The 26,649-nt window shown below is 70.4% G+C and carries 20 protein-coding genes, 4 tRNA genes and 1 other RNA gene; 11 read left to right on the top strand and 14 right to left on the bottom strand.

Features of this window, described 5'->3' with window-relative positions; genetic code table 11:
• The first annotated feature begins 227 nt into the window (after positions 1-227).
• Positions 228-485, top strand: a complete 258-nt coding sequence (locus AB0I94_RS18110; protein WP_363310544.1) for a DUF3073 domain-containing protein — start codon at positions 228-230, stop codon at positions 483-485.
• A 122-nt stretch (positions 486-607) separates the two neighbouring features.
• On the opposite strand, the gene purM is transcribed toward AB0I94_RS18110, so the two are convergent.
• The 8 genes from purM to purS all read right to left on the bottom strand — a co-directional run bounded on the left by purM (position 608) and on the right by purS (position 9,145).
• The gene (gene purM / locus AB0I94_RS18105) at positions 608-1,675 is read right to left on the bottom strand and encodes a phosphoribosylformylglycinamidine cyclo-ligase (protein WP_363310543.1); all 1,068 of its coding nucleotides are present in this window, start codon (positions 1,673-1,675) and stop codon (positions 608-610) included.
• Positions 1,676-1,711: 36 nt separating this feature from the next.
• Entirely contained in the window at positions 1,712-3,238 is a 1,527-nt protein-coding gene (purF, locus tag AB0I94_RS18100; RefSeq protein ID WP_363310542.1) for an amidophosphoribosyltransferase, read from the bottom strand.
• Between the two features lie 243 nt (positions 3,239-3,481).
• The gene (locus AB0I94_RS18095; RefSeq protein WP_363310541.1) at positions 3,482-4,303 is read right to left on the bottom strand and encodes an META domain-containing protein; all 822 of its coding nucleotides are present in this window, start codon (positions 4,301-4,303) and stop codon (positions 3,482-3,484) included.
• A gap of 67 nt (positions 4,304-4,370) precedes the next feature.
• Complete coding sequence (locus AB0I94_RS18090) at positions 4,371-5,165, bottom strand: sterol carrier family protein (protein ID WP_363310540.1); 795 nt, start codon at positions 5,163-5,165, stop codon at positions 4,371-4,373.
• Between the two features lie 9 nt (positions 5,166-5,174).
• The gene (locus AB0I94_RS18085) at positions 5,175-5,813 is read right to left on the bottom strand and encodes a TetR/AcrR family transcriptional regulator (protein ID WP_363310539.1); all 639 of its coding nucleotides are present in this window, start codon (positions 5,811-5,813) and stop codon (positions 5,175-5,177) included.
• Between the two features lie 157 nt (positions 5,814-5,970).
• Positions 5,971-8,220 carry a phosphoribosylformylglycinamidine synthase subunit PurL gene (gene purL, locus AB0I94_RS18080; RefSeq protein WP_363310538.1) on the bottom strand — a complete coding sequence of 750 codons (2,250 nt, stop codon included), beginning with the start codon at positions 8,218-8,220 and terminating at the stop codon, positions 5,971-5,973.
• Positions 8,217-8,897, bottom strand: coding sequence for a phosphoribosylformylglycinamidine synthase subunit PurQ (gene purQ / locus AB0I94_RS18075; protein ID WP_363310537.1), 681 nt, complete (start codon positions 8,895-8,897; stop codon positions 8,217-8,219). Before purQ ends, purL begins: the two co-directional genes overlap by 4 nt.
• Positions 8,894-9,145 (bottom strand): phosphoribosylformylglycinamidine synthase subunit PurS, encoded by a 252-nt coding sequence (purS, locus tag AB0I94_RS18070; RefSeq protein ID WP_363310536.1) that lies wholly within the window; start codon positions 9,143-9,145, stop codon positions 8,894-8,896. Before purS ends, purQ begins: the two co-directional genes overlap by 4 nt.
• Before the next feature lie 345 nt (positions 9,146-9,490).
• Between purS and AB0I94_RS18065 the strand changes: the two genes are divergently transcribed.
• From AB0I94_RS18065 to AB0I94_RS18030, 8 genes are all read left to right on the top strand, one after another.
• Positions 9,491-9,808 carry an Lsr2 family protein gene (locus AB0I94_RS18065; RefSeq protein ID WP_363310535.1) on the top strand — a complete coding sequence of 106 codons (318 nt, stop codon included), beginning with the start codon at positions 9,491-9,493 and terminating at the stop codon, positions 9,806-9,808.
• A 174-nt stretch (positions 9,809-9,982) separates the two neighbouring features.
• Positions 9,983-10,054 (top strand) — tRNA-Gly (locus tag AB0I94_RS18060).
• Between the two features lie 79 nt (positions 10,055-10,133).
• Positions 10,134-10,209 (top strand) — tRNA-Gly (locus AB0I94_RS18055).
• Between the two features lie 135 nt (positions 10,210-10,344).
• The gene (locus AB0I94_RS18050; RefSeq protein ID WP_363310534.1) at positions 10,345-11,346 is read left to right on the top strand and encodes an ABC transporter ATP-binding protein; all 1,002 of its coding nucleotides are present in this window, start codon (positions 10,345-10,347) and stop codon (positions 11,344-11,346) included.
• Positions 11,343-12,137, top strand: coding sequence for an ABC transporter permease (locus AB0I94_RS18045; RefSeq protein ID WP_363310533.1), 795 nt, complete (start codon positions 11,343-11,345; stop codon positions 12,135-12,137). Before AB0I94_RS18050 ends, AB0I94_RS18045 begins: the two co-directional genes overlap by 4 nt.
• A 16-nt stretch (positions 12,138-12,153) precedes the next feature.
• On the top strand, positions 12,154-13,416 hold the full coding sequence (locus tag AB0I94_RS18040) for a sensor histidine kinase (protein WP_363310532.1): 1,263 nt from the start codon (positions 12,154-12,156) through the stop codon (positions 13,414-13,416).
• On the top strand, positions 13,413-14,021 hold the full coding sequence (locus AB0I94_RS18035) for a response regulator transcription factor (protein WP_363310531.1): 609 nt from the start codon (positions 13,413-13,415) through the stop codon (positions 14,019-14,021). The genes AB0I94_RS18040 and AB0I94_RS18035 overlap by 4 nt, the downstream gene beginning before the upstream one ends.
• A gap of 23 nt (positions 14,022-14,044) precedes the next feature.
• A tRNA-Gly gene (locus AB0I94_RS18030) sits at positions 14,045-14,120 on the top strand.
• A gap of 75 nt (positions 14,121-14,195) precedes the next feature.
• On the opposite strand, the gene AB0I94_RS18025 is transcribed toward AB0I94_RS18030, so the two are convergent.
• From AB0I94_RS18025 to ffs, 6 genes are all read right to left on the bottom strand, one after another.
• On the bottom strand, positions 14,196-15,092 hold the full coding sequence (locus tag AB0I94_RS18025; protein ID WP_363310530.1) for a phosphoribosylaminoimidazolesuccinocarboxamide synthase: 897 nt from the start codon (positions 15,090-15,092) through the stop codon (positions 14,196-14,198).
• A gap of 128 nt (positions 15,093-15,220) precedes the next feature.
• The gene (locus AB0I94_RS18020; RefSeq protein WP_363310529.1) at positions 15,221-16,714 is read right to left on the bottom strand and encodes a N,N-dimethylformamidase beta subunit family domain-containing protein; all 1,494 of its coding nucleotides are present in this window, start codon (positions 16,712-16,714) and stop codon (positions 15,221-15,223) included.
• A 502-nt stretch (positions 16,715-17,216) separates the two neighbouring features.
• On the bottom strand, positions 17,217-19,205 hold the full coding sequence (locus AB0I94_RS18015) for a hypothetical protein (RefSeq protein WP_363310528.1): 1,989 nt from the start codon (positions 19,203-19,205) through the stop codon (positions 17,217-17,219).
• 381 nt (positions 19,206-19,586) lie between these two features.
• Positions 19,587-20,840, bottom strand: coding sequence for a phosphoribosylamine--glycine ligase (gene purD / locus AB0I94_RS18010; RefSeq protein WP_363310527.1), 1,254 nt, complete (start codon positions 20,838-20,840; stop codon positions 19,587-19,589).
• 527 nt (positions 20,841-21,367) lie between these two features.
• Positions 21,368-23,680, bottom strand: a complete 2,313-nt coding sequence (locus AB0I94_RS18005) for a DNA polymerase III subunit gamma and tau (protein ID WP_363310526.1) — start codon at positions 23,678-23,680, stop codon at positions 21,368-21,370.
• 44 nt (positions 23,681-23,724) lie between these two features.
• An RNA gene (gene ffs / locus AB0I94_RS18000) (signal recognition particle sRNA small type) lies at positions 23,725-23,823 on the bottom strand.
• 155 nt (positions 23,824-23,978) lie between these two features.
• Between ffs and AB0I94_RS17995 the strand changes: the two genes are divergently transcribed.
• Positions 23,979-24,066: transfer RNA gene (locus AB0I94_RS17995), tRNA-Ser, on the top strand.
• A 303-nt stretch (positions 24,067-24,369) separates the two neighbouring features.
• Positions 24,370-26,649 (top strand): hypothetical protein, encoded by a 2,280-nt coding sequence (locus AB0I94_RS17990; protein ID WP_363310525.1) that lies wholly within the window; start codon positions 24,370-24,372, stop codon positions 26,647-26,649.

Genomic DNA, 26,649 nt, shown 5'->3' with positions numbered 1-26,649 from the left:
CGGGTCGCCCGGCAAGAAGAGGTTAAAATCGCAGGTGACCAGCGAGGACAGGGCTCCTCGCGGGTTCTGCACCTAGGCGCGTCCTGCGGGCGACGTACCGTATGGCCGCAGGAGCAGGTACCGTGGAAGCCCTACGGACCGGCCTCTCCACGGAGAGCCCGTTCCTGATCATGAACGCGTGTCAAGACTCTGGGGTCACCAAGCCCCATATCCGAGGGGGTCGAGCCATGGGGCGCGGCCGGGCAAAGGCCAAGCAGACGAAGGTCGCCCGCCAGCTGAAGTACAGCAGCGGCGGGACTGACCTCTCGCGTCTGGCCAATGAGCTGGGCGCTTCGACTTCGCAACAGCCGCCGAATGGCGAGCCGTTCGAGGACGACGACGAGGAAGACGACCCGTACGCCCAGTACGCGGATCTGTATAACGACGACGAGGACGAGGACTCTTCCGACGAGTCCGGTTCTTCGTCGCAGCGCCGCGGCGCTTGACCTCGTTGCATTCGCAGCACCTGCAGTATTGGCGGTTCTCGTAGCAACCGCACTTCACCCGGTCCGGGGTGGTCACCACACCGGACCGGGTTTTGTGCTGCTCCGAAGACTGCCGCACGGGCCTACTTGGAGTAGTCACCGATCAGCGCCGCGCCGTCGGCGTGGTCGCCGCGCTCGGTGATCTCACCGGCGATCCAGGCGTCGACACCACGGTCCGCGAGGGTCGCGAGGGCCGCGTCCGCGGACTCCTCGGGGACGATCGCCATCATGCCGACGCCCATGTTCAGCGTCTTCTCCAGCTCCAGGCGCTCGACCTGACCCGCCTTGCCGACGACGTCGAAGACCGCGCCGGGCGTCCAGGTCTCGCGGTCGACGACCGCGTGCAGACCGTCCGGGATGACCCGGCCCAGGTTCGCCGCGAGGCCGCCGCCCGTGATGTGGCTGAAGGCGTGGACGTCCGTGGTGCGGGTGAGCGCCAGGCAGTCCAGGGAGTAGATCTTGGTGGGCTCCAGGAGCTCCTCGCCGAGCGTGCGGCCGAACTCCTCGACCTGGCGGTCCAGGGACCAGCCCGCGCGGTCGAAGACGACGTGCCGGACGAGCGAGTACCCGTTCGAGTGAAGGCCGGAGGCCGCCATGGCGATGACGGCGTCACCCTTACGGATGCGATCGGGGCCGAGCACACGGTCGGCCTCGACCGCGCCCGTGCCGGCGCCCGCGACGTCGAAGTCGTCGGGGCCGAGCAGGCCCGGGTGCTCGGCGGTCTCGCCGCCGATGAGGGCGCAGCCCGCGAGCACACAGCCCTCGGCGATGCCCTTCACGATGGCCGCGACACGCTCGGGGTGGACCTTGCCGACGCAGATGTAGTCGGTCATGAAGAGCGGCTCCGCGCCGCACACCACGATGTCGTCCATGACCATGGCGACCAGGTCGTGCCCGATGGTGTCGTACACGCCGAGCCGGCGGGCCAGATCGACCTTCGTGCCGACGCCGTCGGTGGCGGAGGCGAGCAGGGGGCGCTCGAAGCGCTTGAGCGCGGAGGCGTCGAAGAGTCCGGCGAATCCGCCGATGCCGCCGAGGACCTCGGGGCGCTGCGTCTTCTTCACCCACTCCTTCATCAGCTCGACGGCGCGGTCGCCCGCTTCGATGTCCACGCCCGCGCTTGCGTAGCTGGCACCAGTGGTCTCAGACATGACGGTGAGAACTTTCGTGTCGTACTGCGTGGGGTCTTACGGGCGACGGATCGCGTCGGCGGCGGCGGTGCCCGCCGGGCCCGCGGCCAGTTCCGTCTCCAGGAGCTGCTTGCCGAGCAGCTCGGGGTCGGGGAGGTCCATCGGGTACACGCCGTCGAAGCAGGCGCGGCAGAGGTTCGGCTTGTCGATGGTCGTGGCCTCGATCATGCCGTCGATGGAGATGTACGAGAGGGAGTCGGCGCCCATGGACTTGGCGATCTCGTCGATCGACATGCCGTTGGCGATGAGCTCGGCGCGGGTCGCGAAGTCGATGCCGAAGAAGCAGGGCCACTTCACGGGCGGGGAGGAGATCCGGATGTGGATCTCGGCGGCGCCGGCCTCGCGGAGCATCTTGACCAGGGCGCGCTGGGTGTTGCCGCGGACGATCGAGTCGTCGACGACGACAAGACGCTTGCCCTTGATGACTTCCTTGAGGGGGTTCAGCTTGAGACGGATGCCGAGCTGGCGGATCGTCTGCGAGGGCTGGATGAAGGTCCGGCCGACATAGGCGTTCTTCACCAGGCCGACGCCGAAGGGGATGCCGGAGGCTTCCGCGTAGCCGACCGCGGCGGGCGTTCCCGACTCCGGGGTCGCTATGACGAGGTCGGCCTCGACAGGAGCTTCCTTCGCGAGTTTCCGGCCCATCTCGACACGCGAGAGGTAGACGTTCCGGCCGGCGATGTCGGTGTCGGGGCGGGCCAGGTAGACGTACTCGAAGACACAGCCCTTGGGCTTCGCTTCCGCGAATCGGGAGGTTCGCAGTCCGTTCTCGTCGATGGCGATGAACTCGCCGGGCTCGACCTCACGGACGAAGGTGGCGCCGCAGATGTCGAGCGCCGCGGACTCCGACGCCACGACCCAGCCGCGCTCCAGGCGGCCGAGGACCAGCGGGCGGATGCCCTGCGGGTCGCGGGCCGCGTACAGCGTGTGCTCGTTCATGAAGACCAGGGAGAAGGCGCCCAGCACGTCCGGGAGGACCTTGATGGCCGCTTCCTCGATCGTCATCGGCTTGCCGTCGTCGTCCACCTGGCCCGCGAGGAGAGCCGTCACCAGGTCGGTGTCGTTGGTCGCGGCGACCTGCGTCGCGCGGCCGTTCTCCTTGGGCAGGGCGGCCACGAGCTCGGCGAGGTGGGCCGTGTTGACGAGGTTGCCGTTGTGCCCGAGCGCGATGGAGCCGTGCGCGGTGGCACGGAACGTCGGCTGGGCGTTCTCCCATACGGAGGCGCCAGTGGTCGAGTAGCGGGCGTGACCGACCGCGATGTGACCCTGGAGCGAGCTGAGAGAGGTTTCGTCGAAGACCTGGGAGACGAGCCCCATGTCCTTGAAGACAAGGATCTGGGAGCCGTTGCTCACCGCGATTCCCGCGGATTCCTGGCCTCGATGCTGGAGGGCGTACAGCCCGAAGTAAGTGAGCTTGGCGACCTCTTCACCCGGAGCCCAGACCCCGAAGACGCCGCAAGCGTCCTGGGGACCTTTCTCGCCGGGGAGCAGATCATGATTGAGTCGACCGTCACCACGTGGCACATCTTCGAGTGTAGGCGAGATCGACCACTGGTCCGAATTGGGGATACGGGGCCTGTACGGAGCGTGATTTCGGTACTGGTGCGAGGGCGGAGATCGGCGGGGCCAGGCCGAGCCCCGCGCACCCGCTGGACGGGACCAGCCTCGCGCCCTGCTTCCTGAAGGGCGAGGAGCTGAGGGTGGCCGGTCTGATGCTCGCCTCCGGCGGCGCGTTCCTGCTGAAGTCCCGTGCCCGCCGCGTCGCCGTCACTTCGTCCGCTTCGGGTCGGCGGCGTTCGCGCTGACGACCGTGCCGTCGGCGGCGGTGAGCGAGAGTCCCTGGGGGGTCAGCTTGTAGCTCACCTTGCCGTCGAAGAGCTTGAGGAGCTTCTTCTCGGTCTCCGCCTCGGCTCCCTCGCACATCATCCGGGTGCTCCGGGGAGCGCCCAGGGTGATGCTGTCGCCCTTCACCTCGGCCTTGGCGCTGACGTTGTTGCAGCCGAGCTTGCCGCGGACGGTGCCGTCCTCGCCGAAGGTCAGATGGGCCTTGCCGTCCACTTCCTTCGGCAGGGTCGCCGTGGCCTTGCCGTCGCCGATGGCCTTCACGTTCCATTTCGTGCCCGTCAGCGGAGCGTCCGGCTCGGCGGGCGGCTCAGAGGTGAGGCTCACGCGGTCTCCCTTGTCGGTGGTGAGCGTCAGCCGGTCGCCGTCGACGGCGGCCTTCAGCTCGCCCTTGCCGAGGGCGCCCTTGAAGGCGTTCTCGAAGTCCTGCTTGTCGCAGGCCCTCTTGGTGGAGATGGCGTTGGCGAAGTCGACGCGGTCGCCGTCCACCGACACGTCCGCGGAGAAGCCGTTGCAGCCGTAGTTGCCCTCGGCCTTCCCCTTGTCACCGATCTTGACGTAGACGTCGCTCGGAGCCGGCTGCTTCTTGCCGTTCACCGTGACGCTCTCGACGCTCCACTGAACGCCGGTGAGGCGCGGCTGAGACCCGACGGACCCGCTGCCGGAGCCGGTCTCGGTGCCGCACGCGGTGAGCATGCCCGCGGCGGCCAGGGCCATGACGGTCGGAGTCAGTCGTTGCTTCTGCATGCCGCTGTGACGGGACAAGTGGGGGTTCTGGTTCCCCTCCGCTTCCCTTCCACCCCCGAACGGCGGATCAGCTCATGACCGGCAGCAGCCCCGCCAAGTCCGCCCGCTCCCCGCTCGCACTGGCCTTCGCCGCGTCCAGGGCGGTCTTCCAGTCCGTACGCCCGGTCGCGAGGCGGATCCAGGTGAGCGGGTCGGTCTCGACGACGTTCGGCGGGGTGCCGCGGGTGTGCCGGGGCCCTTCCACGCACTGGACCACCGCGAACGGCGGGATCCGGACCTCCACCGCGCCACCGGGGGCTTTCACCGCGAGGGCGTCGGCGAGCAGCCGGGTGCAGGCGGCCAGGGCCTGGCGGTCGTACGGGACGTCCAGACCCGGCACCGCGTCGTTCAGGTCGTCGGTGTGGACGACGAGTTCGACGGTACGGGTGACCAGGAAGTCGTCGAGGCTCATCGCACCGAAGCGGGTGGGCATGAGCCGCCCCGCCGTGAGGTCGGGCAGCGCCTCCTCGAAACCGGCGAGCGTGCGCGTGTACAGCTCGTCCAGGTCCTCCTGCGCGGCGAAGGCCCGCGCGGCCTCGTCCACCTGCGCCGCGGCCGAGGCGGTCGCGAACGGCCAGTCGAGCAGGGCCACTTCGCGCGCCGCGGGCTCAGGCATGGCGAGGAAGCGGGTGGCGCCGCCGAGCGCCATCGTGAGGTGAGCCGCCAGCTCGCGGACGGTCCAGCTGCCGAGCCTGGTCGGCAGGGCGAGTTGCTCGGGCTGCAGGGTGGCCACCGCTTCTCGTACGTTCCCGAACTGGGTGAGCACAGCGGTGCGGATCTTGGCGGGGTCGTAGGTACGCGTGCGCTTCTTGGCCGGTGGCATGGGCCGAGCCTAATTCCCCCCGGGGTATCCCTGAAGGCCCTGTTCCACCTGGCCGAAGACGCGCTCGGCGGACTCGGCACAGTCCTTGGCGATCTCGTCGAGCGGGTCACCGGCGAGGGTGCGCTGATGGTTCTCCACGATGAGCGCGTTGCGGGCGCCGATGAGCTGGGCGGCGGCGACCCGGGCGAGGAGCGTGTCGTCCGTCTCCTCGGCGAGGGCGTCCGCGAGGAGCTGGACGCTGCGCATGTGAAAGCTGACCATGCGCAGCGAGAGGGTCGGTGTCTCGCTGATGAGCTGGCGCACCTTGAGGGCGCGCGGGTCGCCGCTGAGGCCGATCGACGGATCGCGTACGGCGACCTGTTCCAGGAACTGGCGGCGCATCGCGGCGACCGCGGACTCGCCGGGCTGCCGCTCGCGGACCGCGCGGGCCGGGTCGCCGACGTGCTCCTCCATCGGGCTGACGATCACGCCTTCCTTGGTGCCGTAGTAGTTGAAGACGGTCATCTTCGACACTTCGGCGGCCTCGGCGATCTCCGCCACGGAGACGTGATCGAAGCCGCGCTCGGCGCAGAGGTCCACCGCGACCTGCCAGATCCGCGCGGCGGTCTGCCTCTTCTTGCGCGCGCGCAGCCCCAGCTCCTCAGTCATGCGGGTCACGGTACCGGGGTGACTTCTGGACGTGCGTGTACATGGCGTACGCCGCGGTCAGACGCCGAAGGCCCCGCCCGATCTCCCATCGGGTGGGGCCTTCAGTCACGTACGAGCTGAACCGGTCGCCGGCTGATCCAGTTATTAGCTGAACCCGTCAGGCGAAGAGCCCCGGCAGGGTCCCCTCGTGCGCCTCGCGGAGCTCGCTCAGCGGCAGCGTGAACTCGCCCTGGAGCTCCACCGCGTCGCCGTCGACCACACCGATGCGCGTCGCGGGCAGGCCCCGCGCCCCGCACATGTCGGTGAACCGCAGCTCCTCGGAGCGGGGGACGGACACGACCGCACGCCCCGCCGACTCACTGAACAGGAGGGTGAACGCGTCCAGACCGTCCGGGACGACCAGGCGCGCGCCCTTCCCGCCACGGAGGCAGGACTCCGCGACGGCCTGCACGAGGCCACCGTCGGAGAGGTCGTGCGCGGCGTCGATCATGCCGTCGCGCGAGCCCGAGATGAGGATCTCGGCGAGCAGCCTCTCGCGCTCCAGGTCGACCTTCGGGGGAAGCCCGCCGAGGTGGTCGTGGACGACCTGCGACCAGGCCGAGCCGCCGAACTCCTCGGAGGTGTCACCGAGGAGGTACAGCAGCTGGCCCTCCTCGGCGAAGGCCATCGGCGTGCGGCGCGCGACGTCGTCGATCACTCCGAGCACCGAGACGACCGGGGTCGGGTGGATGGCCGCCTCGCCCGTCTGGTTGTAGAGCGAGACGTTGCCGCCGGTCACCGGGGTGCCCAGGATCTGGCAGGCGTCGGCGAGGCCACGGGTGGTCTCGGCGAACTGCCACATCACGTCCGGGTCCTCGGGCGAACCGAAGTTCAGGCAGTCCGAGACGGCGAGCGGCTTGGCGCCGGTCGCGGCGACGTTGCGGTACGCCTCCGCCAGGGCGAGCTGCGCGCCCGCGTACGGGTCGAGCTTCGAGTAGCGGCCGTTGCCGTCGTTGGCGAGGGCGACACCGAGGCCGGACTGCTCGTCAATGCGGACCATGCCGGAGTCCTCGGGCTGCGCGAGCACCGTGTTGCCCTGCACGAAGCGGTCGTACTGATCCGTCACCCACGCCTTGGAGGCCTGGTTCGGCGAGGCGACGACCGCGAGCACCTGGTCGCGCAGCTCCTGCGAGGTCGCCGGGCGGGCCAGCTTGTTCGCGTCGTCGGCCTGGAGGGCGTCCTGCCACTTCGGCCGCGCGTAGGGGCGCTCATAGACCGGGCCGTCGTGGGCGACGGTGCGCGGGTCGAGGTCCACGATCTTCTCGCCGTGCCAGAAGATCTCAAGCCGGTCGCCGTCGGTCACTTCACCGACGACGGTGGCGATGACGTCCCACTTCTCGCAGATCGCGAGGAAGCGCTCGACCTTCTCGGGCTCGACGACCGCGCACATGCGCTCCTGCGACTCACTCATGAGGATCTCCTCGGGAGTGAGCGTGGAGTCGCGAAGCGGTACGTCGTCGAGCTCGACGCGCATACCGCCGGAGCCGTTGGACGCCAGCTCGGAGGTCGCGCAGGAGAGTCCGGCGGCGCCGAGGTCCTGGATGCCGACGACCAGCTTCTCGGCGAAGGCCTCCAGGGTGCACTCGATGAGGAGCTTCTCCTGGAAGGGGTCGCCGACCTGCACGGCGGGACGCTTCGACGGCTTCGTGTCGTCGAAGGTCTCGGAGGCCAGGATCGAGGCGCCGCCGATGCCGTCGCCGCCCGTCCGGGCCCCGTACAGGATGACCTTGTTGCCGGGGCCGGACGCCTTCGCGAGGTGGATGTCCTCGTGCCGCATGACGCCGATGGCGCCGGCGTTGACCAGCGGGTTGCCCTGGTAGCAGGCGTCGAAGACGAGTTCGCCGCCGATGTTCGGCAGGCCCAGGCAGTTGCCGTAGCCGCCGATGCCCGCGACGACTCCGGGAAGCACACGCTTGGTGTCGGGGTGGTTCGCGTCGCCCATCCGCAGCGGGTCCACGACCGCGACCGGGCGCGCGCCCATCGCGATGATGTCGCGGACGATGCCGCCGACACCGGTCGCCGCGCCCTGGTAGGGCTCGACGTACGAGGGGTGGTTGTGCGACTCGACCTTGAAGGTGACCGCGTAGCCGTGGCCGACGTCGACCACGCCCGCGTTCTCGCCGATGCCGACGAGCATCGCGTCGTTCTGGGGGGCCTTCTCGCCGAACTGGCGCAGGTGCACCTTGCTGCTCTTGTACGAGCAGTGCTCGGACCACATGACGGAGTACATGGCGAGCTCGGCGCCGGTGGGACGGCGGCCCAGGATCTCGCGCACGCGCGCGTACTCGTCTTCCTTCAGGCCCAGTTCGGCCCAGGGCAGCTTGACGTCGGGAGTCTCGGCTGCGTGCTTGACGGTGTCCAGAGTCATGCGTTGACCAGCTTCTTCAGGATCGAGGTGAAGAATCCGAGGCCGTCGGTGCGGCCGGTCCCGACCAGCGGCTCCACGGCGTGCTCGGGGTGCGGCATGAGGCCGACGACGTTGCCCGCCTCGTTGGTGATGCCGGCGATGTCACGGAGCGAGCCGTTGGGGTTGCCGTCCATATAGCGGAAGGCGACGCGGCCCTCGGCCTCCAGCATGTCCAGGGTCCGCTCGTCGGCCGTGTACTGGCCGTCGATGTTCTTGAGCGGAATCCGGATCTCCTGTCCTGCCGTGTAGTCGGCGGTCCAGGCGGTCCGGTCCGACTCCACGCGCAGCCTCTGCTCGCGGCAGATGAAGTGCAGGTGGTTGTTGCGCAGCATCGCGCCCGGCAGCAGGTGCGACTCGGTGAGCACCTGGAAGCCGTTGCAGATACCGAGAACCGGCATCCCGGCCTTCGCCTGGTCGATGACCGACTCCATCACGGGCGAAAACCGTGAAATGGCCCCGGCCCGGAGATAGTCGCCGTACGAGAATCCGCCGGGAAGCACCACGGCGTCGACCTGCTTCAGGTCCTTGTCCCGGTGCCAGAGCGGCACTGCTTCGGCGCCGGCGACGCGGACGGCGCGCTGGGTGTCGCGGTCGTCGAGCGTTCCGGGGAAAGTGACGACTCCGATTCGAGCAGTCACTTCTCTTCCTCCACCTTTACGAAGAAGTCTTCGATCACGGTGTTGGCGAGGAAGGTTTCCGCCATCTCGTGGATACGGGCGAGGGCTGCGTCATCGACGGGCCCGTCCACCTCGAGTTCGAAGCGCTTTCCCTGACGTACGTCGGCGATCCCCTTGTATCCGAGGCGCGGCAGTGCACGCTGCACCGCCTGGCCCTGGGGGTCGAGGATCTCCGGCTTGAGCATGACGTCGACTACGACGCGTGCCACTGGCACTCCCGGTGTGTGGTGCTGGCTGAGCGGTCCCTTCAGACTACCCGCACAAAAATTCTACTCGCGTAGATTCGTAGAAACCTACGTGAGGACGGTCACGTTCCTGCTCATACTCACGTATCGAACGGGGCACCTTCGCGAAAAATCCTGGAAAAGATCACGCATCGCCAATGCGCCCGGACACGCGGGCGGATTTAGCCGGGCTTCACAATTCAATGCCACGCACTGTACAAAGGAATAGGCATTGGCCGATCCTTTGCACATAACAGTGCCCATAACAGCCGGACAGTCGGCATCGCCGCACGTCAACCGCGGTGGAGCCGCACGAAGGGACCGATATTCGTGGCGCAGCGTGTCGTAGTCACTCTCTTTGACGACATCGACGGCGGGGAAGCGGCGGAGACGATCGCCTTCGGTCTTGATGGCAAGTCGTACGAGATCGACCTCAATCAAACGAATGCCAGGAAACTGCGCAAGGTACTCGCCCCGTACCTGGACGCGGCCCGCAAGCAGTCGAAGTCCGGGAAGGCCTTCCGGCACACCACGGTGGCGGCGAACCCCGCGGCCGTCCGCGCCTGGGCCCGCTCGCACCAGATGGACGTCCCGCCGCGCGGCCGCATCCCGAAGAAGGTCTACGAGGCCTTCGAGGCGGCCAACTGACGCTCCGGCCCTCCTGGCACACCCCGGCCGACCCTCGACTGACCTCGGCTGACCTCGGCCGATGGCCTGCCAGGAGGGCCCCTCGGCAACCGACTTGACCTGCACCCCCGCCGGTCGGCTAAAGTCTGGAGCACGCCGAGGGGCAAGGCCGAAGGCCCGAACCCACGGAGTCTTGCGGGTGTAGTTCAGTAGTAGAACATCCCCCTTCCAGGGGGAAGGCGCAGTGTGCAATTCCTGTCACCCGCTCTGCATCGCTCACCGAGCACTCTTTCGAGTGCGGTAAGCTGGTGCTCGCGCCGATCAGTGAGAGCTGGTCGGAGGCAATGCGAACGTAGCTCAGTTGGTAGAGCGCAACCTTGCCAAGGTTGAGGTCGCGAGTTCGAACCTCGTCGTTCGCTCCACGGAAGAAGGCCCCGGTCATCGCGACCGGGGCCTTCTTCGTTTCCCTGGTAGGTACGAGGGCTTCTGACATTTGTCATGCCAGCCGGTGACAGCGCGCACTGATCCGGCGTCCGCCGCCGGGAGATGCTCTACCCATGACCAAGACTGACCAAGTGATCGACGTGACCGATCTTCGGCGCGTGTACGGGGGCGGTTTCGAGGCGGTCCGTGGAGTCTCGTTCTCCGTCGGACGCGGGGAGCTCTTCGCACTGCTCGGGACCAATGGCGCGGGAAAGACCTCCACCGTCGAACTCCTCGAAGGGCTCGCCCCACCCGCCGGGGGTCGCGTACGGGTGCTCGGACACGATCCGTACGCCGAGCGCGGCGCCGTGCGCCACCGGATCGGTGTGATGCTCCAGGAAGGCGGCTTCCCCTCCGAGCTGACGGTCGGGGAGACCGTACGGATGTGGGCGGGGTGCACCAGCGGCGCCCGTCCCACCGCGGAGGCCCTGGACATGGTGGGGCTCGGCAAGCGGGCCGGCGTCCGCGTGAAGATGCTCTCCGGCGGCGAGAAGCGGCGGCTCGACCTGGCGACGGCGCTCATCGGGCAGCCCGAGGTGCTCTTCCTCGACGAACCCACCACCGGACTCGACGCCGAAGGGCGCCGCGAGACCTGGGAGTTGGTGCGCGCCCTGCGCGACGGCGGCACGACCGTGCTCCTCACCACGCACTACCTCGAAGAGGCCGAGAACCTCGCCGACCGGCTCGCGATCCTGCACGAGGGGCGGATCGCCGCCGAGGGACGGGTCGCCGACGTGGTGGCCTCGCAGCCCTCGCACGTCTCCTTCGAACTGCCCGACGGGTACTTCCTCGGGGATCTGCCGCCGCTCGGCGAGCTCGGAGTGAGCGGGCACGAGGTGACCGGCAGGCAGGTCCGGCTGCGGACCCATGAGCTGCAGCGGGCCGCGACGGGGCTGCTGCTGTGGGCGCGGGACGCCCAGGTGGAGCTGCGCGGCCTCGATGTGCGCGCGGCCTCGCTGGAGGAGGCGTTCCTGCGGATCGCGCGGGAGGCCGAGGGGGGCACCGGGACCGGTGCCGGCGCGGGTGCTGGTGTGACTGCTGATGCGGGTGTGTCGGACAAGGAGACGGTGGCATGAGTACGGCGACGGTGACCGGGACCGCTTCGACGACCCCTGCGGGGCGGATGCGGGCGCTCGCGCGGGCCGAGCTGACGCTGCTCGGGCGCACCAAGGGCACTCTGTTCGCGGCGCTGTTCGTGCCGCTCGTGATGCCGTTCAGCCTGCACCAGGCCGCGGGCGGCATGGACCTGAAGGGCACGGGGCTCTCGGTCGGCTCCGTCGTGGTGCCCGGCGCCATCGGCATTTCCGTGCTTTTCGCCGTCTACACGGCGCTGACTACCGTCTTCGCGGCCCGCCGCGAGGAACTGGTGCTCAAGCGGCTGCGCACCGGGGAGCTGCGGGACGCGGAGATCCTCGCGGGGGCCGCGCTGCCCTCGGTCGCCATCGGCCTGACCCAGTGCGTCGTCCTGGCGGTCGGCTGTGTCGCGCTGCTCGACGCGGGGGCGCCGAGCGCGCCGTATCTCGCTGTCATCGGCGTACTCCTTGGCCTGGTGATGTTCGCCGCCCTCGCCGCGGTCACCGCCAGTCTCAGCAGGTCCGTGGAGTCGGCGCAGGTGATGTCCATGCCGCTGGCGTTCGCGTCGATGTTCGCATCGGGCCTCTTCATCCCCTTCGAGGTCATGCCCGACAAGCTGGCCGCGGTCTGTGAACTGCTTCCGCTCTCGCCGGTGATCGAGTTGGTGCGGGGCGGCTGGACCGGAAATCTCTCGGCGGCCGACGCCCTCGGCGCCGTCGTGACCGCGGTGGCCTGGACCGTCGTCTCGGTGTTTGCTGTACGCCGGTGGTTCCGCTGGGAACCGCGGCGCTGACGCAAGGAGCGGCACGGTGTTCGGACGGGTACGGAAATGGCGCCGGCGCAGCGGCCTCGACAAGGTCGACCACTACACGCGCGCGTCCCTGCACTCCCTGGTCTGGGTCTCCGTACCCCTGGTGATCGCCCTGTCCGTGACCCGGCCGGTGCGCCACTCCGACGCGCCCTGGGTGCTGATCTGCGCCGTGGCCGTGGCCGCCGCCGCCCAGGGCCCCTGGACCACGAAGCTGCTCGGGGCCGGGCTCGGCGAGTACCTCGACGGTGACCCCGTGCCCCGGCGGTGGATCGCCGTCGGGGCGGGCCTCATGGTGGTGACCGTCTCGGGCGTCCTCGCCCTGGCCGCCTTCGCCGGGCCCGAGGAGTTCCCCTCGCTCACCATCGCGCTCGCCGCCGCGGTGATGCCGTTCCTCAGCGCGTACAGCCTGCTGGCCTCGTTGAGGGTCAGCTTCCTCGTGCAGTCGGTCGCGACGGCCGCGGTGTGCTCGGGGGTCTGGCTGATCGGCGGGGGCGTCCAGCTCCTGGTCCCCACCTTCTTCACGGTCGCGTACGCGGGCTGCGCGCTCGCCTACACCATGCGCTGCTCGGCGTGGGTGCTCCGCGTGATGTACGAACTGCACAACAGCCGCGACGTACAGGCCAGGCTGGCTGTCGCCGAGGAGCGGCTGCGGTTCGGGCGGGATCTGCACGACGTGATGGGGCGCAATCTCGCGGTCATCGCGCTGAAGAGCGAGCTGGCCGTGCAGCTGGCCAAGCGGGGGCGGCCGGAGGCGGTCGACCAGATGGTCGAGGTGCAGCGGATCGCCCGGGAGTCGCAGCGGGAGGTGCGGGAGGTGGTGCGGGGGTATCGGGAGATCGACCTGGCGGTCGAACTGGCCGGGGCGCAGGGGGTGCTGGAAGCCGCGGGCATCGAATGCCGGGTGGCCGGGTCCCCTGCTGGGTTGCCCGCAGCGGTGCAGTCGGCTTTTGGGTGGGTCGTGCGGGAGGCGGCCACGAATGTGCTCCGTCATGGCGACGCCCGCCACTGTGCGGTGACCCTGCGGGTCGGGGCCGAGCGGGCTGTTCTCACCGTCTCCAACGATGGGGTGCCGGAGAGTGCCCCTGTCGGGGCGGGGTCCGGGCTCGCGGGGCTTCGGGAGCGGTTGGCCGTCGTGGACGGGGAGTTGGACTTCGCGTCCGGCGGGGGGAAGTTCCGTCTCACCGCGGAGGTTCCTCTGCCTGGTTCGTCGGAGCCGGAGGCTGAAGCTGTGGGTCGAGAGCGGACGGAGGCTGTGCGGTGACCGTGCGCGTACTGCTCGCCGATGACGAGCACCTCATCCGTGGCGCGCTCGCCGCACTCCTCGGGCTTGAGGACGATCTTGTCGTGGTCGCCGAGGCCGCATCCGGGCCCGAAGCGCTTGCCATGGCGCGGGCGCACCGGCCCGATGTCGCCGTGCTCGATCTGCAGATGCCAGGCACCGACGGTGTGAGTGTGGCCACATCGCTGCGGGACGAACTGCCACACTGCCGCACCATGATCGTGACGAGCCATGGCAGACCGGGGCATCTCAAGCGGGCGCTCGCCGTGGGCGTACGGGGCTTCGTGCCGAAGACCGTGAGCGCGCAGCACCTCGCCGAGATCATCCGATCCGTCCATGCCGGTAACCGCTACGTGGACCCGGAGTTGGCCGCCGACGCCATCTCCGCCGGGGACTCGCCGCTCACCGCCCGCGAGGCCGAGGTGCTCGAACTCGCCGCCGACGGGGCGCCTGTCGCGGAGATCGCCGAGCGGGCCGCGCTGTCGCAGGGGACCGTCCGGAACTACCTCTCCTCCGCCGCCACCAAGATCGGGGCCGAGAATCGTCATGCCGCGGTGCGTCTCGCACGCGAGCGAGGTTGGGTATAGTTGGCATCGCGCTTCGGCGCAGCGCGGACGTAGCTCAGTTGGTAGAGCGCAACCTTGCCAAGGTTGAGGTCGCCAGTTCGAACCTGGTCGTCCGCTCCACACGAAGAACCCCCGGTGCCTCTCGGCGCCGGGGGTTCTTTCGTCTGTTCGCCCGTCCGTTCGTTCGTCTTTTCGCTACCAGGCGGTGCCGGTCAGACGCTCGTACGCCTCGATGTACTTGGCGCGCGTGGCGTCCACCACGTCCTGCGGGAGCGGGGGCGGCGGCTGCTCGCTCTTGCGGTCCCAGCCGGAGGCCGGCGAGGTCAGCCAGTCGCGGACGAACTGCTTGTCGAACGACGGCTGGGCGCGGCCCGGCTGCCAGCTGTCCGCGGGCCAGAAGCGGGACGAGTCCGGGGTGAGGACCTCGTCGGCGATGACCAGCGTCTCGCCCTCGAAGCCGAACTCGAACTTCGTGTCGGCGAGGATCACGCCACGGTCCCGGGCGATGTCACGGGCCCGGCCGTAGACCGCGAGGGTCGCCTGGCGGAGCTGGGCCGCCGTCTCGGCGCCCACCTGGCGGGCCACTTCCTCGTAGCTCACGTTCTCGTCGTGCTCGCCGACCTCCGCCTTCGTGGCGGGCGTGAAGATCGGTGCGGGCAGCTCCGAGCCGTCGCTCAGGCCGCCGGGCAGCGCGAGGCCGCAGACGGTGCGCGTGGCGTTGTACTCGACCAGGCCCGAGCCCGTCAGATAGCCGCGGGCGACGCACTCGACCGGGACCATCGCCAGGGACTTGCAGACCGTGGTGCGGCCCTCCCAGTCGGCAGGGGCGCCGGGCGGGACGTCGGTGGAGATGACGTGGTTCGGTACGAGGTCAGCGAGCTGGTCGAACCACCACAGGGAGAGCTGCGTGAGGACCCTGCCCTTGTCGGGGATCTCCGTGGGCAGCACCCAGTCGTAGGCGGACATGCGGTCGCTCGCGACCATCACGAGGTCGCCCGCCTCGTTCTGGTACAGGTCGCGCACCTTGCCGGTGTGCACATGCACCAGGCCCGGCACCTGAAGCGGCTCGGGCTTTTCTACGAATCCGGACACGGTTCCTCCCCGTGGTTCTGACTGAATGCTGCTGATTCTCCCGCATGGGGAGGCGGCTCCCGGCCAGGGGGGCGTCGGTGGGTGGCCAGGGGGACGTCGGTGGCGGCCGAGGGGACGTCGATGGGCGTTCAGTCCCGTTTGCAGATGCGGTCCAGGAGGTTGGCGGTGGCGCGCTGGACGCGCGTGTCCACATGGCCGGGGCGGTCGAGCGCCGGCGACCAGGCGAAGGTGCCCGAGGCGAAGACCAGGGCGCCGGACGGGGCTCGGTAGAGGGACGACTCCTGGTGGCGCATGGCGCCCTCGGAGTCCTCGTACGGAGAGTGGGCGAGGAGAATGCGGCCCTGGTGCTCCGGGAGCGCGGTGCGCGGGAAATAGCGGTCGGCCTCGCCCGCGACCAGGCCCTCGATCTCGTCCCCTTCGTGCGCGCCGGTCGCCTCCCACAGCCAGTGGTCGGCGTTGCGCACGACGAGGGGGGCCGGCTCGGGTACCCGGCCCGCGTACTGGATGCCGAGGAGCTGCTGTTCGGCCTTGTCCTGCTCCCGCCAGAGGGCCGGCCTGCCGGGGCCGTGGCGCTTGCGGCAGGTCAGCAGGCGGTCCGCCACGCCGGACGGGGAAGGGCCCAACTCCACTTGCCAGTACATGGTGTTGGCCGAGAGGAAGACGAGGGACGTGCCGTGCTCTCGGGCCTGCTCGGTGGTCCGGCGCATGTTCGACGACCAGTACTCGTCGTGGCCCGGGAAGACCAGACCTCGGTAGCGGGTCGGATCGATGCGGCCGGCGTGCAGGTCTCGGGTGTCGGCGTACGCGAGGTCGTAGCCGTACCGCTCGGCCCAGCGGATGAAGTCGTAGGCGTGACCGACGTGCAGGGGCAGGCCCGCGCCCGCGTACGGACGGTCGAAGGAGACCGTGTGAGCGGCTTCGCTCTCGCCCAGGAGGCGGCCCTTCTCGTCCCACGCGTGGTAGAGGCTCGCGCCCGTGCGCCCGTCCTCGGGGTAGAGGTTGTACGCCTGCCAGGTGATGTCCGGCAGGAGCAGGAGCAGATCGGCGCGGTGGTCGTCGCGGACCGTGAACGGGACGTGCGAGCGGTAGCCGTCGACCGTGGTGAGCACCGCCACGTACGCCCCGACGCTCCAGTAACTCGGGATCTGCAGACGCCAGGAGAGCCACCAGTGGTGGCAGGAGACCGTGCGGTCCGCGGCGAGCGGGGGCGGCTGGACGATGCCGGAGAGGCGGGGGCTCGTGCTGATCTTGCTGGCGCCGTCACCGCCGTAGTGCCCGATGCGGTAGATGTCGACGCTGAACTGCTGGGGCGGGTCCACCGTGACGTGGAAGTCGATCGCCTCGCCGGGGGCCGCGGCGCCGGTGGAGGCGAAGCCCTTGATCTGGCCGTGCACGTCGTCGGCGGTACGGGGGCCGTTCGTACGGACGCGATCGCGGGGCGCGGGGATGTTCTGCGCGCCGGGGGACGGGGCGTGGTCGATGTACCAGGGGACGACCTGGCCCGTATCGTCGAAGTAGTGCGCGGCGCCTCGGAGCCAGGGCAGGGGCCCTTGGCCGAAGGGGTCGGTCACGGCGTGCGCCAGGGCGCCCGATTCCCACCTGCGGATCTGCTCCGACCCCATGTGTGTCCCCTCCCTCGCTGCTCCCCCGAGATTGCTCTGCGCTGTGCGGTGCGAGTTGCCGTGTCGTTGTGCGGTGCGAGTTGCTGTGTGGTCGTGCTGTGCGAGTTGCTGTGTCGCTGTGCTGTACGAAGTGATGTCTGTGCGGTGCGAGTTGCTGTGTTGTCCGTGTGTGGCGGTGTGTTGTCCGTGTGTTGTGCTGCTTTGCCCGTGTGTGGTGCCGCTTTGGGCCGTGTGTGGTGCCGCTGGTCGCATGTCGGCTGACGGCCGGTCCCAGCACATCACATTACGCACGCACTCCGTCACCGTTCGTCGCTAATCGACGAGAACGGAAGGGAGTGTTCCGGGGCGTGGGGGGTGCGCGTGGGGAGAGGGTGAGCCGGGGAGTGGCCGGGCTCGGGTCCCTGTTCGGGTCTGGGCCTGGGGCCGGGCCGGGTCTTGGGCCTGGGTCCGGGTCTGGGCTCGGGTCGGGTTTGGGTCCGGGTCGACCGAGGTCTGCCTCGGGTCAGACCAGGCGGACCGGCTTCTCCGGGCGGACGCCCAGGCGGGCCAGCCAGCCGCGCAGGGGTATGGGGTCGCCTTCCTCCACGAGGCTCAGGACGTGCGGCGTGAGATCCGCCGCGCGCTCCCCGTCGACCAGGAGTGACGGGCCGTCCAGCCAGTCGAGGCCGGGTGCGGCGCCCGCCGTGTCCACGGCCGCGCAGCAGACCAGCGCCGTGACGTGATCGGCCAGCAACTCCCGCCCCGTACGCGGCGGCTGGAGCGGGAACAACGGCAGCATTCCGTCGTCCCAGAGCGCGCCGTCCGGGCCCTGTCCCGTGGGCGCGGGGCGGGGCGGGGCTGCGGCTTCCTCGCGGGCGATCTCCGCGGTGAGGCCCGCGGCCAGCAGACCGCCGGGGCCGTCTGTGGGCTCTTCGCCGCCCATGGATTCTTCGCGGACCATGGATTCTTCGCCGACCACGGCTGATTCGACGGTTGGGGCTGATTCGACGGCCGAGGCCGCTTCGGAGGCTGAGGCCGCTGCTGAGGCTGCTTCGGACGCCGGGGATTCCGCGGACGCTGCGGATTCCGCGGCAGCCGACGCTTCCGTGGTGCCGGGAGCGGGGGCCGGGTGGGGCGGCCCCCCCGCTGGGCCGGGAGCGGGGGTCCGGTGCGGCGTCTCCGCTGGGTCGGGGGGTTCCGTCACCTCCGCCGTGAGGTGGTCCAGAACGCGGCCCAGTGTCGGGCCCTTGGAGTCGGCTCTCATCGGGTCGGCGCCGTGGCTGACGCCCAGGGAGTCCAGTACGCGGTGGAGACGGGCGGCGTCCATGCGCCACTTGCGGTCCACGACCTCGTCCGGATACTCCTGCCACGCCACAGGCGCCCAGTCCCGGCTCTGCTCGGCGGGGCCGCCGTGGAAGAGGCGTGCGGCGAGCAGCGAAGCCGCCTCGTCCACCGACCCCGGCTCCTCCAGGAGGTCACAGGCGGGACGCTCACCCAGCCGGGACGTGAAGCCCTCGGCCAGGCGGTCCCTGCGGGAGAGCTCGGTGAGGGCGGAGACGACGCCCGCGTCCAGCCGGGAGGGCCAGCGGCCCATCCGCCAGGCGGGCAGCGCGACCTTGGTCAGGAGCCGGTCCCACCCGGCATACGCCAGGCCCACCTGCTCCTGGGCGACGATCCGCACCCCGTAGTCCACGGCCTGGGCGCGCTCGGCGGCGGCCGCAGCGACCCCGCGTTCCATCTCGCCCGCGTGCCCCCGGACGCTGCGCAGAAGCAGCCGCGTCACCCAGCCGGCGCCGCCAAGAACCGTACGCACGAGCGGACCGCGTCCCGGCGCGGAAGTGACCGCGACCGCGGCGTCGAGCCCGCGGATGAAGCGTCGGGCCGCTGCTATGTCGGGATGTGCCGAGGGTCCCGTGCCGGCCACGACCGGGGCGAGCACCGCGCGCAGCTCACCGACCCGCATCCACCACAGGAACGGGGAGCCGATGACGAGGACCGGCGTGACGGGGGCCGGGCGGCGCGGTGCGGGGCGACCGTCGCGCACGCCGTTGCCCGTGTCCTTGGGCGATGGTGGGGCGGAGGCCTCCGCGGGCGGGCCGTGCGCGGGGTGTGTGCGGTCCTCGAGCCAGCTGTCGCAGTCCGGGGTGAGCGCTATCGCCGAGGGGGCCGGCACGTCGAGGCGGTCGGCGAGGTCCCGCACGAGGCGATACAGGTCCGGGGCCGAGGCCTCGGTGATCGGGACGGTCGGGCTGACGGCGGGCCTTGCCCGAGCGACCACGAGCGCGATGCCCGCGGCGGCGACCAGGACGAGGGCGGCGACGGCCGTCACGACGCCGCGCGCGACGTCCCAACTTCCGCCGGTCAGATGGCCCGTGACGCCGCCCGCGATGAGTACGACGGCGACGGCAGCGGGCAGCAGTGCGACGGCCAGCGCCCTGCTGCGAATGCGCAGCACGGCGAGCGCCTGGGAACGTGCGGACTGCACGCCCACCTCCACACCCGTACCTGACACGACCGATGTCACCCCCTGCTGCCTGCGTCGCCTGTCTCCCGGCCGGGGGCCGGGACGACGGGCGGACGGCAGCCGCCGATGGATTTGCTCACTCCCCCACTGTGGCACCCGCCACTGACATCGCAATGCCGGTGGTCTGTTTGGCTCTGGGCACCTGAACCGCTTGCGCCGCACCCTAGTTGGGGTGCCGGGCATCGTCAGCCGGATGGGCCAGCGGTCACTCGATGGAATGGCTTTGGGTAAAGGTGGATGACGATCAGGCCCCGGATCCAGTGTCAGATCCGGGGCCTGTGAGCCGTTCGCGGGCGCCGCGTGAGTGCTGCGTTGGTGCCACGTGGGCACCACGTGGCTGCGGCTCGGGTGCGACGCGGGTGACTTTGGCTACGCCTCCGAGGCCGCCTTCGCCGCGATGTCCGTACGGTGCTGGGAGCCGTCGAGGCGGATGCGGGACAGCGCCGCGTAGGCCCGCTCGCGTGCCGCCGTGAGATCCGTGCCGGTCGCCGTCACGGAGAGCACACGGCCGCCCGCGCTGACCACCGCGTCGCCGTCGCGCTTCGTCCCCGCGTGCAGGACGTACGCGTCCGGGGCATCCTGTGCCGCGACATCGCCGAGGCCTTCGATGGGGTCGCCGGTGCGCGGGGTCTCCGGGTAGTTGTGCGAGGCGATGACCACGGTCACCGCGGCGTCGTCGCTCCAGCGCAGCGGGGGCAGGTCGGCGAGGGTGCCGTTCGCGGCGGCCAGCAGGAGTCCGGCGAGCGGCGTCTTCAGGCGGGCGAGGACGACCTGCGTCTCCGGGTCGCCGAAGCGGGCGTTGAACTCGATGACCCGTACGCCGCGACCGGTGATCGCCAGGCCCGCGTACAGCAGCCCCGCGAACGGGGTGCCGCGGCGGCGCAGCTCGTCGACGGTGGGCTGCAGCACGCTCTGCATGACCTCGTCGACCAGCTTCGGGTCGGCCCACGGGAGGGGCGAGTACGCGCCCATGCCGCCGGTGTTCGGTCCCTCGTCCCCGTCGAGGGCGCGCTTGAAGTCCTGCGCGGGCTGAAGCGGGACTACGGTGACGCCGTCCGTGACGGCGAAGAGGGAGACCTCGGGGCCGTCGAGGAACTCCTCGATGACGACACGGTCGCAGGCGAGGGCGTGGGCTCGGGCCGCCTCGATGTCATCGGTGACGACAACGCCCTTGCCCGCGGCGAGGCCGTCGTCCTTGACGACGTACGGCGCCCCGAAGGCGTCGAGCGCCTCATCCACCTCTTCCGGGGTCGTGCAGACGTAGGACCGCGCGGTGGGCACCTGGGCGCCCGCCATCACGTCCTTGGCGAAGGCCTTGGAGCCCTCCAGCTGGGCGGCCTCCCTGGAGGGGCCGAAGCAGGGGATTCCGGCGTCACGCACGGCGTCGGCGACTCCGGCGACCAGGGGCGCCTCCGGGCCCACGATCACCAGCTCGGCGCCGAGCCTGGTGGCCAGGGCGGCCACCGCGCTGCCGTCGAGGGCGTCGACCGGGCGCAGCTCGGCCACGTCCGCGATGCCGGCGTTGCCGGGGGCGCAGTACAGGGCGGAGACGTCGGGGTCGAGGGACAGAGAGCGGCACAGGGCGTGTTCGCGGGCACCACTGCCGATGACGAGGACCTTCACGGGCGCCAGCCTAGCTTGGCGGGACACGTGCCTTCGTACGGCCGCCCCAGCCTGGGGGGCTCCCGTGCTTGTACGTTCCTCCAGCATCGGGCCCCTGCGGTCGGCTCTCCGGGGCGGGGCTCGGGGCGGGGCTGCGGATCTCCTCAGGGCGCCCAGGGCGCTCAGGCCGTCCAGCTCCCCGCACACCTGCCTGACTCCCCGGAACGGGGCCGCCTCTGCGCGGGAGCGGGAGTCGCCTCTATGGCAGGGCGCTGCGGGGTGACCAGGATCAGACCGACGGACAGGACGGTGCCGACGCGATGGCGAACCCGCAGAGGGGCTGGGTTGCCCGTACGGCGAGGAGCCGCTGCCGGGGCAAGCGGGCGGGCTGGAGCCATCCGCCGCGAGGCGGCGGGACAGGACAGAAACGACACCGCGCCCGACAGAACCCGTCCCGTGATCCCGCAGCCCCGTCACCGCGTCGCCCCACCATGCCGTTGCCCCGTCGCCCCGTCACCCTTGGCGCCCCGGACCAGCGCAGCGCCACCTCAGGGTTCGTTGTTGTATTCCTCGACGATCGTCGCGCCCAGTTCGCGGACGATCAGGTCATGGCCGGACAGCGCCGACTCGACCAGGTCGGGGTCGTCGTCCGCCCATGTGTCGTCCTCCGGGGAGACGTGGTCCGGAACGCGCTGCTCCGGGGCGGGAGCCGGGGCGGGCGTAGGTGCGGGGGCGGGCGCCCGGTTCGCGGTGGGCGGCGCGGGCGGCGGCGACTGCTGCTGGTACTGCTGCTGCGGAGCAGGCCGCGCGGGCGGAGGCGTCCCGCCGCCCCCGAAGTTGCCCGCGGCGGGCGGCGGCGCCGAGCCACCGGAGGGGTCGACGATCGCCTCGACCTTCCACTGCACGCCGAACTGCTCCGACAACGCCTGCCGCAGTACGTCCTCACTGCCGCTGCTGGCGAAGTTGTCCCGCGCCCCCGCGTTCACGAAGCCGATCTGCAGTGTCGTCCCGTCGAAGCCCGCCACCTGGGCGTTCTGGCTCAGCAGGATCCAGGTGAAGCGGCGGCGGCCCTTGACCGCCTCAAGAATGTTCGGCCACAGGGTCCGCGGGTCGGGCCCGCCCACCGGAGCCGAGGCCGCCACCGGAGTCGCAGCCGGTGCGGGAGCCGCCGCCGGAGCCGGAGCCGGATTCGCCGCCGGAGCCGGAGCACTGCCCCCGGCGGGCGCGGCCGTGGGCCAGCCACCCGGACGCGGGGCCCCGGAAGGAGCGGAAGTGGCGGGCCCGGTCTGCTGTGGCCCGCTCCCCGGCGCCGAAGCCGTCGGCCACCCACCAGGACGCCGCTCACCGGACGCCGGGGCAGCCGGTGCCGGGCCGGCGGGTGCCTGGGGACCCGGCGCCGGAGTCGGAGCTGCCTGCACCGGCGGAGCAACCGGCTCCGGGGCCGGAGAGGAAGGAGCCGGCGACGCGGCAGGAGCAGAAGCCGCCGACTCAGCAGAACCAGCAGCAGGAGCCGGCCCCCCACCCCGCACAGCCGCCCGCACCGCCGCGGCCCCGCCCCCCGGCGGAACCTGCGCATCCGCGGAACCCGGCTGCCGCGCCCCGGGGTGCACCCCGGGCTGCGTACCCGCATGGGCATCGGGACCGGGAACGTACGCCATCGCCGGGCCAGGACCGCCGCCCGCCTGCGCTCCCGCCATGAAGTTGCCGCCGCGCTCAAGACGGTCGAGGCGGGCCATGAGCGAGCGCTCGTCGTCGTACGCGGCCGGGAGCAGCACGCGGGCGCAGATCAGCTCGAGCTGCAGGCGGGGTGATGTCGCTCCCCGCATCTCCGTGAGGCCTTCGTTCACGATGTCGGCCGCGCGGCTGAGCTCGGCGCCGCCGAAGACGCTCGCCTGCGCCTGCATCCGCTCCACGACGTCCGACGGGGCGTCGATGAGTCCCTTCTGCGCCGCGTCCGGAACCGCCGCGAGGATCACCAGGTCCCGCAGCCGCTCCAGAAGGTCGGCGACGAAGCGCCGCGGGTCGTTGCCGCGCTCGATGACCTGGTCGACGATCTCGAAGGCGGCCGCGCCGTCCCCCGACGCGAAGGCCTCCACCACGGAGTCGAGCAACGACCCGTCCGTGTAACCGAGGAGGGAGGTCGCCATGGCATACGTCACACCGTCATCGGCCGCGGACGCGAGGAGCTGGTCCATGACGGACATCGAGTCACGCACGGAACCGGCACCGGCCCGCACGACCAGCGGGAACACACCCTCCTCGACGGCCATCTGCTCCCGGCCGCACACCTCCGCCAGATACTCCCGGAGCGTGCCGGGGGGAACGAGGCGGAAGGGGTAGTGGTGCGTACGCGACCGGATCGTCCCGATGACCTTCTCGGGCTCCGTCGTCGCGAAGATGAACTTGAGGTGCTCCGGCGGCTCCTCGACCACCTTCAGCAGGGCGTTGAAGCCCGCCGAAGTGACCATGTGCGCCTCGTCGATGATGTAGATCTTGTACCGGCTGCTCGCCGGCCCGAAGAAGGCCTTCTCGCGCAGGTCACGGGCGTCGTCCACACCTCCGTGCGAAGCGGCGTCGATCTCGATGACGTCGATCGAACCCGGGCCGTTCCTCGCCAGGTCGCGGCAGGACTGACACTCGCCGCAGGGCGTCGGAGTGGGACCTTGCTCACAGTTGAGACAGCGGGCCAGGATGCGCGCGCTCGTCGTCTTGCCGCAGCCGCGCGGGCCACTGAACAGGTAGGCGTGATTGACCCGGTTGTTGCGCAGCGCCTGCTGCAGCGGGTCGGTTACATGCTCCTGCCCGATGACCTCGGCGAATGACTCCGGGCGATAGCGGCGGTACAACGCGAGAGACGACACACCTACGAGGTTAATGGCGACCACTGACAACCTGGACCGCCCCAACGCAAAGCGCCCCCCACGCACCCGCCAGAGCCAACCTACCCTTGCTGCCTTCCGGCCCTGGGGGAGTTCAGTCAGATAGCGCCACGTGAGGGGCTGAGCCCCACCTTAGCGGATCCCGGGGCCCGGAAGCGACGCCGGACCCCACCCCGGTCTCCGCCCCGGGGACGTCCCCAGGCCGATCCCGGGAGCGATCTCGAGACCGGAAGTGGATCTGGTTCGCGAGCACTCCTCAACGTCTTGTATTGTTTGCGGCGGAGGATTCGCCTAGTGGCCTAGGGCGCACGCTTGGAAAGCGTGTTGGGGGCAACCCCTCACGAGTTCGAATCTCGTATCCTCCGCCAGTGCCTCACCGGGCACTAAGTTGATGGGCCCCACCGTTCGCGGTGGGGCCCTTCTTCGTGGGTGGCTGCCGTCCTGGTCGCATTTTGTGGGCGGTCTTCCATGAAGCCCGCCGCCCTGTGCCCGCACAGGGCCCCCGAGTCAGGTCGGCTGGTTCTCAGGGTGGACAGGCACTCGACCGCGCCGCATCCTGGCGCCTACGGCACCGTCACTGATCCGGAACGGCCAATGCGGGTCCGCCACAGGGGAGTTGTCCGCCTTTCACCTGACTCCCGGTCCGTCGCACGGGGGTACGGGGGTAAGGAATGCCGAACGGAGAGCTCTACGGGTACGCGGCTTTCCGGAACACGTTCATTCCCGGCCTTGTGGGACGCAAGGCCCAGGGCGGTCAGGTCCAGCTCACCTATCCCGCCGGCGCCCCGGTGGTGGAGATCTATGGTGGCCGCGGCACCGGGAAGACCGCCCTGTGCGAGGAGCTCTACACCTCCTATGTCGACGGCCCTGTTCCCGTCGCGCGGTGGCCGCTTCCCGCCGGGTCGGGCGAGCCTGCTCCGGAGGACGGCACCGAGCTCACCGACTCCCCGGCTGTTGTGGCGTTGAACTGGCTGGTCATTGCCCTGGAGTCGGACAACATCCGTTTTCCCCGCTTCACGTACGGCCTCGTGGCTGTCGCCCTGCTCGCGGATACCGACGGGGAAGGCGGCGACGGAGATACTGCCGACGGTGGTCACGGGGCCGGGGCCGGCCCCAGAGGTGCCGCGGATTTCCGCAGTAAGCTGAGAGAGTTGTTTCGTGCTCTCACGGACGCAACGTCCGAGAACAGGCTCAGGTCTCTGTTCGGGGAGTTGCTCCAGGCCGCGATGCCGGTGATCGCGGCACTCATCCCCGGTGCGCCGAACTTGGACGGCCTCGCCCAGCGGCTCCGCGACAGGTATCTGGCCCCCCGCCCGCAGAAGCGCGCCTTGGACTGGTGGCGGGGTGAACTCGGCACGTATCCGGGAGAGGGCGCGAGACGGCTCCTGATGTACGCCGCGCACCTGAAGCTGCAGACCGGCGCCGGCGCCCGAGCCGATCTGGAGGAGCGGCTGGCTCGGGCCTTCCTCGCGGACGTCGACGCGCACACCGGCGGCCGGCACTGGTTTCCGCCGCCACGCGCACTGATCCTGATAGACGACGCACACAGCGGCACCAGCCGAAAACTGCTCGACCTGCTCCTGGCCGCCTACGTCCAGATCGGCGGGCCGGGAGCTGCGAGGAGTGCGGGGAACACCACCGTTCAGCGCCCTGTCATTGTCGCCACCGTGGCCGGTGTCACCGAACGCCCGGCCAGCTCGACTCACTCCGCTCCGGTCTGCGTCTCGGACGTTGACACCGGTCTGTGGGCCTCCCCGGCCGATGGGACCCCCGGGCAGTGGCGGCTGCGAATGCGTACGCCGGCCCTGGGGCCCGGAAGCATCGGCGCCGAGATCGGCCGCCTCAACTGCCCCCGCGGTCTGCCGGATCTGATCGAGCGTCTCAGCATGGGCGGCGCGGGAAGCGCGGGCATCCTGATCCGGGCGGCCCGCAGGGACCTGGGCAAGCACGACAGTGACCTCCTGCGGTGTGCCCCCTCTCGACTCGGAGAGGTTCTCCTCACCCTTCCCGCCGCCCCGGCGGACGTGCCGACCGGCGAACCGTCCCAGTTGCGGGAGGTGCTGTTCGGTCTCCCTCCGCTGAGACGGCCGACCACCTGCGACGCGCTGCTGTGGTACCTCGTTCCGGACGACAATCCGCGCTCCTGGCTGCCACGACGCGCGGCGGCGCTGCGTCTGCGTACCGATCACGGGCGGCGGCTCCCTCTGCCCCCGGCTGCCGGGGAGAACTGGGCCGAGAATCCACAACAGGTGCGGGACTTTCTGAGAGAAGACCTCTGGGACCGCCAACCCTGGCAAGGCGCGGGCGCGTTTGTGCCGGTCGTTTCCGACCGGGCCCTACGGGAGCTGTTGGTGCACCAGCTGCGTGTGCAGCCCGCCGTGCCCGGAGGGGGCGACCGATCGACAGCGTCGACGGTCGAGTCGGTGGACGCCTACTGGAAGAGTCTGCACGAAGCGGCCCGCAGCCACTACATCTGGCCCAATGACGCCACTCAGCAGCCCGAGCGCGACGGGTACCTCCATCACTGCCTAGCTCTCGGGCGGCGGAAGACGGTCGTGGCCGCACTGCACCAGATCTTCTCTCGGAGCAGTGGACGCGACTGGCTCAGCACCGTGCAGTTCGTGTGCGCCGCTCCACACCCGCCTGCCGGATACGCCGCGCGGCACCCCGAACCGGACATTCCCTGTCAGGCCTGCGACGGCGGGCGCCCCGACAGCGAGCACAGGGAAATCAACCGGATGGTGACGATGCTGTGGGAGATTTCCACCCTCTCATCCGTCTACGAGGCCCCGGACTCCTCCGACAACCCGCTCCGCATGCTTCTCCACAGCCTTGGAGTCGCCTTCGACGACGAGGACGGTGCCATACGGCAGGCGGCCGCTCGATGGCCGACCCTTCTCGCTGCCGGCCACCGGATACCCCACCTGCCGATTCCCTCGGAGGCTGATTGA

Origin of the sequence: Streptomyces sp. NPDC050147 (assembly GCF_040660195.1) — a bacterium.
GTDB lineage: Bacteria > Actinomycetota > Actinomycetes > Streptomycetales > Streptomycetaceae > Streptomyces.
The sequence above is the reverse complement of the archived record's forward strand: the minus strand, read 5'-3'. Positions and strand labels throughout refer to the sequence as shown.